The sequence below is a fragment of the Kitasatospora sp. NPDC056651 genome (assembly GCF_042792155.1).
In the GTDB taxonomy this organism is placed as follows: domain Bacteria; phylum Actinomycetota; class Actinomycetes; order Streptomycetales; family Streptomycetaceae; genus Kitasatospora.
The window spans coordinates 131,988-143,443 of sequence record NZ_JBHTWX010000001.1 but is presented as its reverse complement, the minus strand read 5'-3'; the positions used below and the strand labels follow the sequence as shown (position 1 = coordinate 143,443).

At 73.3% G+C, this 11,456-nt stretch carries 9 protein-coding genes; 8 read left to right on the top strand and 1 reads right to left on the bottom strand.

The window, feature by feature from the left end:
* Nucleotides 1–190: 190 nt before the first annotated feature.
* Complete coding sequence (locus ACFRAR_RS00545) at nt 191–1,810, top strand: helix-turn-helix domain-containing protein (protein WP_380693032.1); 1,620 nt, start codon at nt 191–193, stop codon at nt 1,808–1,810.
* Between the two features lie 158 nt (nt 1,811–1,968).
* Here ACFRAR_RS00545 and ACFRAR_RS00540 read toward each other — a convergent pair whose 3' ends face one another.
* Complete coding sequence (locus tag ACFRAR_RS00540; RefSeq protein ID WP_380693030.1) at nt 1,969–3,093, bottom strand: alpha/beta hydrolase; 1,125 nt, start codon at nt 3,091–3,093, stop codon at nt 1,969–1,971.
* Nucleotides 3,094–3,401: 308 nt separating this feature from the next.
* On the opposite strand from ACFRAR_RS00540, the gene ACFRAR_RS00535 reads away from it, so the two are divergent.
* The 7 genes from ACFRAR_RS00535 (at nt 3,402) to ACFRAR_RS00505 (ending at nt 11,301) form a co-directional block, all read left to right on the top strand.
* Entirely contained in the window at nt 3,402–4,421 is a 1,020-nt protein-coding gene (locus ACFRAR_RS00535; RefSeq protein WP_380693028.1) for a substrate-binding domain-containing protein, read from the top strand.
* The gene (locus tag ACFRAR_RS00530; protein WP_380693025.1) at nt 4,418–5,464 is read left to right on the top strand and encodes an ABC transporter permease; all 1,047 of its coding nucleotides are present in this window, start codon (nt 4,418–4,420) and stop codon (nt 5,462–5,464) included. The genes ACFRAR_RS00535 and ACFRAR_RS00530 overlap by 4 nt, the downstream gene beginning before the upstream one ends.
* Nucleotides 5,461–6,369 (top strand): ATP-binding cassette domain-containing protein, encoded by a 909-nt coding sequence (locus tag ACFRAR_RS00525; protein ID WP_380693023.1) that lies wholly within the window; start codon nt 5,461–5,463, stop codon nt 6,367–6,369. The genes ACFRAR_RS00530 and ACFRAR_RS00525 overlap by 4 nt, the downstream gene beginning before the upstream one ends.
* A complete protein-coding gene (locus ACFRAR_RS00520; protein WP_380693020.1) occupies nt 6,366–7,472 on the top strand; it encodes an ROK family glucokinase in 1,107 nt (368 codons plus the stop codon). The genes ACFRAR_RS00525 and ACFRAR_RS00520 overlap by 4 nt, the downstream gene beginning before the upstream one ends.
* Nucleotides 7,473–7,756: 284 nt before the next feature.
* On the top strand, nt 7,757–9,556 hold the full coding sequence (ggt, locus tag ACFRAR_RS00515; protein ID WP_380693018.1) for a gamma-glutamyltransferase: 1,800 nt from the start codon (nt 7,757–7,759) through the stop codon (nt 9,554–9,556).
* A gap of 99 nt (nt 9,557–9,655) precedes the next feature.
* Nucleotides 9,656–10,510 carry an exodeoxyribonuclease III gene (locus ACFRAR_RS00510; RefSeq protein WP_380693015.1) on the top strand — a complete coding sequence of 285 codons (855 nt, stop codon included), beginning with the start codon at nt 9,656–9,658 and terminating at the stop codon, nt 10,508–10,510.
* Between the two features lie 191 nt (nt 10,511–10,701).
* Nucleotides 10,702–11,301 carry a hypothetical protein gene (locus ACFRAR_RS00505; RefSeq protein ID WP_380693013.1) on the top strand — a complete coding sequence of 200 codons (600 nt, stop codon included), beginning with the start codon at nt 10,702–10,704 and terminating at the stop codon, nt 11,299–11,301.
* Nucleotides 11,302–11,456: the final 155 nt, after the last annotated feature.

Here is an 11,456-nt window from a genome sequence, read left to right as displayed (position 1 = left end):
GTGAGCCTGCCCGGCATCCTGTACGTTCCTCTAAGGAGGAGAGTCCCGCAGCCCAGGTGTCCGCCGGGTGCCACCTTCGACCGTAATCCGGCCGTGGTGCGCGGGCCACGGCCCGGGCACACTCCGCTTCGGCCAGGCCCTATCGTTACCCCTTCGCCCCTCCCCCCAAGCCCCGTTAAGGAGTCCGCGGATGCGCGTCCGTGACCTGCTCGCCCCCGGCGCCCCGCGACTGCGCCTGCTCGCGGCCGAGGAAGAGCTGGACCGGCAGATCAGCGGCGTGATGACGACGGACCTCCAGGACCCGGGCCGCTACCTGCACGGCGGCGAACTGGTGCTCACCGGCATGCTCTGGCGCACCGTCCCGGCCGACTCCGAGCGTTTCGTGCGCACCCTGGCGGCCGGCGGGGCGGTGGCCCTGGCGGCCGGTGAGGCCGAGGTCGGACCGGTGCCCGAGGACCTGGTCGAGGCCTGCCGCCGGCACCGGATGCCGCTGCTCGCCGTCCCCGACGACATCGCCTTCGGCACCGTCGCCGAGTTCATCGGCCGCCAGGTCTCCGCGGACCGCGCCGCCGACCTCTCCGCCCTGGTCGACCGGCACCGTCTGCTGGTCTCGGCGGCCGGCGCCGGGGGACTCGACGCCGTGCTGGACCTGCTCGGCGGCGACCTCGACCTGGACTGCTGGGTGCTCACCCCGACCGGCACGGTGATCGCCGGCCCCGCGGACCGGCTCTCCGCCGAGGACCGCGACCAGCTGGTGCGCGCCCACCTCGCCGCCCAGCGCCAGCGCCGCCGCCCCCCGCACCGGGTCCGGCTGGCCGCCGGCGCCTACTCGCTGCTGCCCGCCCCGGCCTCCGCCGAGCAGGACGTCCCGCAGGACGCCCCGCGGACCGGTGCGCTGCTGGCGGACTGGGTGCTCGCGGTGGCCGGTGACGTCACCGAGTGGACCGCCAAGCGCCGGCAGCTCGCCGAGAACCTGGCCCGGCTGGTCGCCGCCGAACGCCACCGCCGCGACGAGGGCCGCCGGCTGCGCCGCCGGCTCGCCGACGAGGTGCTCGCCCTGCTGCGCCGCGACGCCGACCCGGCCGAGATCGGCCGCACCCTGTACGCCTCCACCGCGATGGCCGCCGGCTACGAGGGCCCCGAGTCCGGCTCCCCGGCGGCGGAGGGACCCTGGCTGGTGCTCAACGCCGAGGGCACCGGCCTGCCGGAGGGCACCGTACGGGCCGTCCTGGAGGAGGCGCTCGGCGGCACCACCGACCGCGCCCTGGTCGCCGGGGCGGGCACCGGCGCCGTGGTGGTGCTGCCGGCACCGGACGGTGCGGTGCCCGCCGACATCCTGCGCGACCTGCTCGCCCCGCTGGAGGCCGGGCTCGGCCCGGAGGGCCGGATCACCCTCGGCGTCTCCGCCCCGGCCGCCGGGCCCGGCGGCCTGCGCGGCGCCCTGGAAGAGGCCCGGCACGCCGGACGGATCGCCGCCTCCCGGATCGGCCGGGTCTGCGTCGCGGGCCCCGAGGAACTCGCCTCGCACGTGCTGCTGCTGGCCGCCGTCCCGGACGAGGTGCGCCGCGCCTTCCGCGGCCGGCTGCTGGACAAGGTCATCGCGTACGACATCGAGCACCAGGCGGACCTGGTCCGCACCCTGGAGGCCTTCCTGCGCTCGGACGGCTCCTGGACCCGCTGCGCCGCGCAGCTGCACGTCCACGTGAACACCCTGCGGTACCGGATCGGCCGGATCGAGGAGCTGACCGGGCGTGACCTCTCCCGGCTGGAGGACCGGGTGGACTTCTACCTGGCGCTGGAACTGGCCTGACGGCGGGCCCGCGACAGCTACGCCCTGCCGCGCCCCCCCGCGGCTTCCGCGACCCGCCCCCCACGACCCGCGACCCCCGCGATGCGGAAGGGCCCGCCGCGACGAGCGTCGCGACGGGCCCTTCTCCTACGGTTCGCTGCGGCAGGCCGGCCTGCCGACTACTGCGCCGGGATGACCGAGGTCAGCCACTGGAAGGCGCTCGGGACCATCTTCTTCCACTGCTCGGTGGTGTGCGGGCCGGTGCCCTCCTCGACCTGGACGGTGGTCGGGGCCTTGGCCGCGGCGCGGATCGCCTCGCCGTCCTCGTAGCCGTCGCCCTTGGAGCCGCTGATCAGCAGGGCGACCTTCGGCGGCTGCTGGGCGGCCTTCAGGATGTTGACCGGGTTGTTGGCCTCGCGCAGCTTCGGGTCCTTGCCGACCAGCGAGTCCGGCTCCTGGGCCGGGTCGTTGTAGCCGGACATCGCGATGGCGGCCCGGTAGCGGTTGGGGTGGGCCAGCGACAGCTTGGCCGCGCAGTGCGCGCCGGCCGAGTAGCCGGCGATCGCCCAGCGGTCCGGGGAGGGGTCGGCGCGGAAGTTGTCCAGCACCATCTGCGGGACGTCGCGGCTGACCCAGGCGTCGGCGTTGACCTTGCCGGCGATGTCGGTGCAGCCCGCGTCCTGGTTCAGCAGCTTCGTCCGGGGCGAGACCAGGATGAACGGGGCGACCTTGCCCTGCTGCATCAGCGGCTTGAGCTGGTCGGAGACCTTGAGGGTGCCGTACCAGGTGGACGAGGAGCCCGGGAAGCCCGGGATCAGCTCGACCACGGGGAACTTCTTGTCCTTGAACGCCGGGTCGTTGTACTGCGGCGGCAGCCAGACCAGCACCTCGCCGTCGACCCCGGACACCTGGCCCTTGAGGTCGGTCTTCAGCACGTCGTTCGGGACCAGTGGGTCGTTCACGCCGCCGAAGCTCTGCTTGACCTTCGGCGGTTCCTTGGCGGCGTCGGCGCTCTGGCCCGGGGCGGCGGCCGGGTCGACCGGCGCCACCACGGGAACCGCGCGGACGTGGTCACCGGTGCCGAGCAGGTCGTCCCAGTTGCCGTAGATCAGGTTGGCGTTGTTGACCATCACGAAGACCATCAGGACGGCCGTGACCTGGCAGAACATGATCATGACGATCCGGGTGAGGTACCGCACCGGCTGCGGGCCGCCGACCCTTCCCCAGAACAGCAGCGCCACCGTGATGGACACCGGCACCAGGATGACGGTGAGGAGGAAGAATGGCGTACCTGTCAGTTCCATCGATTCTCGTATCGGGTCGCACGTCGCCCGGGGCCCACTCGCCCGAACGCACGTCAATGGCATCAGACGTGGTGAACCGATGATCGGTTGCCGTCCGAATCTGTGCGGAACCTGAGAGGAACATCACGTTCTCGTGATGAACCTCCTTCGGAGCGGCGCCTAGTCTGCCACCCGGACACGCACGGTCCGAAGCGGGTGTCCAGCGAACTACCAGGAAGGGTCCCCCGGGGCACCTTACCTCCCAGGCCGTTCGCGCCGCCGGGCGAGGCGGTGCGAGCCCGCACGGCCCGGGCAGGGAGACTATGGGGATGAGCATCACCCGCTTTCGTCCGTCCCGCCGCTTCTGGCCCGTCTGCGCCGTCCTGGCCGTAGCGGTCACCGCGGCCGGTTGCAGCAGTACCGGAGGCAGACGCGCCGAGGAGGCCCGCGCCAAGGCCGCGGCCACCGGCGGCAGCGCCGTCACCACTCCGCGCTGGAAGGTCGCCATGGTGACCCACGCCGGAGCCGGCGACGCCTTCTGGGACACTGTTCGCAAGGGCGCCGAGCAGGCCGCCGCCAAGGACAACATCACCTTCCTGTACTCCAACGACGCGCAGACCCAGAACCAGGTCCAGCTCGTCCAGGCCGCCATCGACCAGAAGGTCGACGGCCTGCTGGTCACCCTCGCCAAGGGCGACGCCATGGCCGACGTCCTCGGCAAGGCCAAGGCCGCCGGCATCCCCGTGATCACCGTCAACTCCGGTCAGGAGTACTCGCAGAAGTTCGGCGCGCTCACCCACGTCGGCCAGGACGAGGCCACCGCCGGCCAGGCGGCCGGCGCCGAGCTGGCCTCGCGCGGCCGCAAGAGCGTGCTCTGCGTGATCCACGAGCAGGGCAACGTCGGCCAGGAGCAGCGCTGCTCCGGCGCCCAGGCCAAGTCCGGCGGCGCCTTCCAGGTGCTCTACGTCAACGGCGTCGACATGCCCGACGCCCGTGCCGCGATCTCCGCCAAGCTCCAGGCCGACCCGGCCATCGACACCGTGCTCACCCTCTCCGGTCCGATGGCCGCCACCGGACTCCAGGCCATCCAGGACGCCCACCGCAACGTGGAGCTGGACACCTTCGACCTGGGCACCCAGGTGGTGTCCGGGCTCAAGTCCGGCAGCGTCGGCTTCGCCGTCGACCAGCAGCCCTACCTCCAGGGCTACACCGGCGTCGACCTGATCTGGCTGTACAGGTACAACCTGAACATGCTCGGCGGCGGCCGGCCCGTCGAGACCGGCCCGCAGATCCTGACCAAGAACGACGCCGACGCGCTCGCCGAGTACGTGGCCAGGGGGACCAGGTGAGCACCTCCGATCTCCTGGCCCACGACGGTCTCGCCGACGGGCGCCCGGCGGCGGTGCGGCGGCTGCTCGCCCGCCCCGAGCTGGGCTCGCTGATCGCCGCCGTCGCGGTCTTCCTGGTCTTCGCCGTCGTCGCCGAACCGTTCCTGCGGGTCTCCTCGCTGGGCACCGTGCTGTACGCGGCCTCCACCATCGGGATCATGGCGGTGCCGGTCTCGCTGCTGATGATCGGCGGCGAGTTCGACCTGTCGGCCGGCGTGCTGGTCACCACCGCCGCGCTGACCTCCTCGATGGTCTCGTACCAGTTCACCTCGGTGACCTGGGTCGGTGTGCTGGTCTCGCTCGCGACCACGCTGGCCATCGGCTGGTTCAACGGCTGGATGCTCGGCCGCACCAAGCTGCCCAGCTTCATCGTCACGCTCGGCACCTTCCTGATGCTGACCGGTGCCAACCTGGGCGTCACCAAGGCGATCTCCGGCACCGTCTCCACCAAGTCGATCGCCGACATGCAGGGCTTCGCGTCCTGCCGCTGGCTGTTCGCCTCCGAGGTGAACATCGGCGGGCTGGCGATCAAGGCCACCGTCTGGTGGTGGCTGGGCCTGCTGCTGGTCGGCAGCTGGGTGCTGCTGCGCACCCGCTTCGGCAACTGGATCTTCGCCGTCGGCGGCGACGCGGACGCGGCCCGCGCGGTCGGCGTGCCGGTCGCCCGGACCAAGACCGTGCTCTACCTGGGCGTCGGCTTCGGTGCCTGGGTGCTCGGCCAGCACCTGCTGTTCTCCTTCGACACCGTGCAGTCCGGCGAGGGCGTCGGCAACGAGCTGATCTACATCGTCGCCGCGGTCATCGGCGGCTGCCTGATCACCGGCGGCTACGGCTCGGTGGTCGGCTCGGCGCTCGGCGCGCTGATCTTCGGCATGGTCAGCAAGGGGATCATCTACGCCCAGTGGAACCCGGACTGGTTCAAGTTCTTCCTCGGCGCGATGCTGCTGCTGGCCGCGCTGCTGAACGCCTACGTCAAGCGCCGGGCCGAACGGGGGCCGCGATGAGCACGGACCTTTCGACGCTCCCGACGGCCTCCGCGGGGGACGAACTGCTGTCCCTGGACGGCGTCGGCAAGAGCTACGGCACCGTCCGGGCGCTGCAGGACGTCTCGCTGACCCTGCGGGCCGGCGAGATCAGCTGCGTGCTCGGCGACAACGGGGCCGGCAAGTCCACCCTGATCAAGATCATCTCGGGGTTGCACCGGCACGACGAGGGCCGCTACACGGTGGGCGGCGAGGAAGTCCGCCTCGACTCCCCGCGCCAGGCCCTGGACCGCGGCATCGCCACCGTCTACCAGGACCTCGCGGTCGTCCCACTGATGCCGGTCTGGCGCAACTTCTTCCTCGGCTCCGAGCAGGGCATGCGCCGCTGGGGCGGCCTGCGGCTGGACGCCGAGGGCATGCGCGCCACCACCCGCGAGGCGCTCGCCAGGATGGGCATCGACCTGTACGACGTCGACCGGCCGATCGGCACCCTCTCCGGCGGGCAGCGCCAGTGCGTGGCGATCGCCCGCGCGGTGCACTTCGGCGCCAAGGTGCTGATCCTGGACGAGCCCACCGCCGCGCTCGGCGTCAAGCAGTCCGGGGTGGTGCTCAAGTACGTCACCGCCGCCCGCGACGCCGGGCTCGGGGTCGTGCTGATCACCCACAACCCGCACCACGCCTACCTGGTCGGCGACCACTTCACCCTGCTCAAGCGGGGGCGGATGGCGGGCAGCCACCCGCGTGCCGAGATCAGCCTGGAACAGCTCACCACCGAGATGGCCGGCGGCTCCGACCTCGCCGAGCTCTCGCACGAGCTGGCCCGGCCCGCTCTTCCCGGCGTCCGCGACACCGGTCCCGGTGACTCCGCCCCCGGTGACACTGTCCCCAGCGATTCCGAACCCCGTGAGGAGCGTCCGCGACCGTGACCGGCTCCCAAGGCAGCACCCGGCCGCCCGTCCTGCCCACGCTGCTCGGCCTCGGCCCGCGCGCCGAGCGCCGCCGCCGTGCCCTGCCCGCGGGGATACTGCGGCTGCCCACCATCGGCGTCGACATCGGCGGCACCAAGGTGGTCGCCGGGGTGGTGGACGGCGAGGGCAAGGTGCTGGAGAAGCTGCGCACCGACACCCCGCACAAGAGCAAGAGCGCCAAGGTGGTCGAGGACGTCATCGTCGAGCTGGTGCTCCAGCTCGCCGACCGGCACGACGTCCACGCCGTCGGCATCGGCGCGGCCGGCTGGGTGGACGCGGACCGCTCCCGGGTGCTGTTCGCCCCGCACCTCAACTGGCGCAACGAGCCGCTCCAGGAGGCGCTCAGCGAGCGGCTGCGCTTCCCGGTGATCGTGGAGAACGACGCCAACGCGGCCGCCTGGGCGGAGTGGCGCTTCGGCGCCGGGCGCGGCGAGGACCACATGGTGATGCTCACGCTGGGCACCGGCATCGGCGGCGCGGTGGTCCGCGACGGCTACGTGGACCGCGGCAAGTACGGGCTGGCGGGCGAGTTCGGGCACATGCAGGTGCTGCCCGGCGGCCACCGGTGCCCCTGCGGCAACCGGGGCTGCTGGGAGCAGTACTCCTCCGGCAACGCGCTGGTGCGCGACGCGCGCGAGCTGGTCGCCGAGGAGTCCCCGGTGGTGCAGCCGCTGCTGGCCCGGGCGGGCGGCACGGTCGAGGGCATCACCGGACCGCTGGTCACCGAGGCCGCCCAGGACGGCGACCCGACCGCCACCGAGCTGCTCTACGAAGTCGGCACGTGGCTCGGCGTCGGCATCGCCAACCTGGCCGCCGCGCTGGACCCGGGCCGCTTCGTGATCGGCGGCGGGGTCTCCGAGGCGGGCGACCTGCTGCTCGGACCGGCCCGGGACACCTTCCGCCGCACCCTCACCGGGCGCGGCTTCCGCCCGGAGGCCGCCATCGTGCACGCGGCCCTCGGCAACGAGGCGGGTCTGGTCGGTGCGGCCGACCTCGCCCGCCAGGTGGCGCGGCGCTTCCGCACCATCAAGCGGCGGCGGGTGGAGCGCAGCTCGCTGTAGCTCGCTGTAGTGGGGGCGGGGCGGGGCGGGCCAACGACTGACGGCTGACAGCTGACAGCTGACAACTTTCAGCGAACAGATTTCGTTATCTGTTCGCTGAAATCTGTCGACTGTCAGCCGTCAGTCGTTCCTCTTCCGGGGCGGGTACCACCCGCCGAGTCCCCACTCCCTCCGATCCCCGTCCCCTCCGGCCCGTCAACTACCGATTGGTAGCGGCGCGGTGTGGTTGTCGGATCATCCTGGCTGTGGAACAACTGAGTTGACGCCGACTCAGGAGGACTCGGATGAGGGCTCTGACCCGCCTCGCACCACCACTGATGCTCGCCACCGCACTGGTCTGGTCCAGTGTCGGACCGGCCGCGGCCGCCGGCGCCGCGGCCCCGCCGCCGAAGGTGCCGGAGGCGGTGGGCTGGGGCGGGGCGGTGGCCACCGTCGACGCCGACGCCACCGCCGCCGGGATCGAGGTCCTGCGCAACGGCGGCAACGCGGTGGACGCGGCCGTCGCCACCGCCGCGGCCCTCGGAGTCACCGAGCCGTACTCCTCGGGCATCGGCGGCGGTGGGTACTTCGTCTACTACGACCACGCGACCGGCCGGGTGCACACCATCGACGGCCGCGAGACGGCCGGCCGCACCGCCGGCACCGGCCTGTTCCTGGAGGACGGCAAGCCGATGGCCTTCGCCGACGCCGTCACCAGCGGCCTGTCCGTCGGGGTCCCCGGCACCGCCGCCACCTGGGACGCCGCGCTGCGCCGGTGGGGAACCCGCTCGCTCGCCCAGAGCCTCGAACCGGCCGAGCGGATCGCCGACCAGGGCTTCGTCGTGGACGACACCTTCCGCAACCAGACCGCCGACAACTACGCCCGGTTCAAGGACTTCCCGGCCACCGCCCGGATCTACCTGCCGAACGGCAAGCCCCCCGAGGTCGGCAGCGTGGTGCGCAACCCCGACCTCGCCGCCACCTACCGGCTGCTCGCCAAGGACGGCGTGAAGGCCTTCTACCAGGGCGAGTTGGCCGAGGACATCGCCAACACCGTGCAGCACCCGCCGGTCGACCCCGCCTCCGGCCGCAACGCCCGCCCCGGCAAGGTCGACACCGCCGACCTCGCCGCCTACCGGGTCCGCGACCAGGCGCCCACCCACGTCTCCCACGGCGCGTACGACGTCTACGCGATGGCCCCCTCCAGCTCCGGCGGCACCACCGTCGGTGAGGCGCTCAACATCCTGGAGGACGGCGGCGACGTCTCGGCGTACAGCAGCACCCAGTACTACCACCACTTCCTGGAGGCCTCCCGGATCGCCTTCGCCGACCGCAACCGCTGGGTCGGCGACCCGGCCTTCGGCGACGTCCCCACCAAGCAGCTGCTGTCCGAGCGCTACGCCGCCTCCCGGGCCTGCCTGATCAGTCCGGACCATGCGCTCACCAGCCCGCTCGCCCCCGGCGACCCGCGCCACCCGGCCGGCTGCGCCGACACCGGTCAGGCCGTCGCCGAGCCGTACGAGGGCCCCAACACCACCCACCTGACGGTCGCCGACCGCTGGGGCGACATCGTCTCCTACACCCTCTCCATCGAGCAGACCGGCGGTAGCGGCATCACCGTCCCCGGTCGGGGCTTCCTGCTCAACAACGAGCTGACCGACTTCGACTTCACCCCGCTGGCCCCGGGCGTCCCCGACCCCAACCTGCCGGGGCCGGGCAAGCGGCCGCGCTCCTCGATGTCCCCGACGATCGTGCTGCGCGACGGCGAGCCGCTGCTCGCGACCGGCAGCCCCGGCGGCGCGACCATCATCACCACCACCCTTCAGGTGCTGCTGGGGCGGCTCGACCGGGGCCTGAGCCTGGAGCAGGCCATCGCCGCGCCGCGCGTCAGTCAGCGCAACACCGCCGCCAGCCAGGCCGAGCCCGCCTTCCTGGCGCTGCCCGAGCGGTCCGCGTTGGAGGGCCTCGGCCACAGCTTCGTCAACGGCGGCGAGATCGGCGCCGCCACCGGGGTGGAACGGCTGCCGGACGGGCGCTGGGTGGCCGCCGCGGAACCGGTGCGGCGCGGCGGCGGCTCGGCCGCGGTGGTCCGCTCCACGCGCTGATCCACGCGCTGATCCACGCGCTGACCGGGCCGGTCTGTCGGTGCCGGGCGGTATGTTCGGGGTGGGTCCGCCTCAACCGGGGCGGCCCACCCCGTCCGCATGTCCGTCCGTACGCCCGTCCGCACCGAACCACCGGGAAGGCCGCCCGCCGTGACCGTCCGCATCGCCACCTGGAACATCAACTCCGTCACCGCCCGGCTGCCCAAGCTCCTGGAGTGGCTGGAGAGCGCCAAGCCCGACGTGCTCTGCCTCCAGGAGCTCAAGTGCGCGGCCGACGCCTTCCCGTACGAGGCGGTGCGCGAGCTCGGCTACGAGACGGCCGCGCACGGCAACGGCCGCTGGAACGGCGTCGCGATCGTCTCCCGGCTCGGCCTGGACGACGTCGAGCGCGGTCTGCCCGGCCAGCCCGGCTACCTCGCCGACGGCGCCCTGCTGCCCGAGGTCGAGCCCCGCGCCATCGCGGCCACCTGCGGCCCGGTCCGGGTCTGGTCGGTCTACGTGCCCAACGGGCGCGAGGTCGACCACGCGCACTACCGGTACAAGCTGGAGTGGCTGGAGGCGCTGCGCGAGGCCGCCACCGAGGACGCCGCCGGCCCCCGCCCGTTCGCCGTCCTCGGGGACTTCAACATCGCCCCGACCGACGAGGACGTCTTCGACCCCGCCGCCTTCGAGGGCCTCACCCACGTGACCCCGGTCGAGCGCGCCGCGCTGACGGCCCTCGGCGAGATCGGCCTCCAGGACGTGGTGCCCCGCCCGCTGAAGTACGACCGCCCCTACACCTACTGGGACTACCGCCAGCTGGCCTTCCCCAAGAACCGGGGCATGCGGATCGACCTCACCTACGCCAACAAGGCCTTCGCCGACGCCGTCACCGACAGCTACGTGGACCGCGAGGCCCGCAAGGGCAAGGGCACCTCGGACCACGCCCCGGTCGTGGTGGACCTCGACCTCTGAGTCACGCACCTGAGGCACGCACCCGAGCCCCGCACCCGAGTCACGCGCCGTGGCGGGCGGTAACCCGAACGGCCGTGAGCACTGGCCGAGCGGTGAACGGCTGCCTACCTTCGGTGAGTGACCGGGTGTGGTTGATCGACCAGTGGACATGGGAGTCCCCGGCCGCGCCCGAGAATCCCGGAGGTTCCGGCATGCGCCCCACGCGTACGGCCGCCGCCGCTCTGATCGGCGCGACGGCGCTGACCGGCCTGACGGCCCCCCTCGCATCCGCCAGGGACGGCGCGGCCTCGGTCAGCCCGTCGAAGGCCGCACCGGGCCAGACCGTGACGGTCACGGTCTCCTGCGAGAAGTCGGACAAGCCCGACGCCAAGACCATCACCGCCCATTCCGCCGCCTTCGACGGAGGCCCGGCGACCCTCACCCTGGGCCCCGACGGCAAACACAGCGGCTCCGCCCGGCTGGCCGGCCAGCACGCCGGGGACAGCAAGGTCGACGGCACCTGCCCGGACGGCGGTGCCTTCACCACCAGCGTCACCGTCACCACCGCCACCGCCACCGCCCCCGACCGGGGCCCGGACAAGGGCCTCGGCGGCTGGGGCCAGGCCGCGGGGGAGTGGGCCGGCTCACTCGGGCAGTCCGGCGCCGGCGGTCAGCAGGCCGTCCCGCACGGTTCCGTGGAGACCGGTCTCGGCGGCTCGGTCACGGCGGACCCGGCGGAGCTGGCCGGCGGTTTCGCCCTGGTCGCGGGCGGTATCGGCGGCTTCTGGCTGCTGCGCAGGCGCGGCGCCTGACGGCCCGGCCCGCGTGCGCCGGCCGTGGCGGGCGGCCGGCCCCCCCCGGCCCGGGGGCGCGGGGGGGGGGGCGGGGCGGCGCCGCGCCGGGCGGCCCCCCGCCCCCCCCGGGCGCCGGGGGGGCGCCGGCCGCCGGGACATGGGCCAGGCGGAAG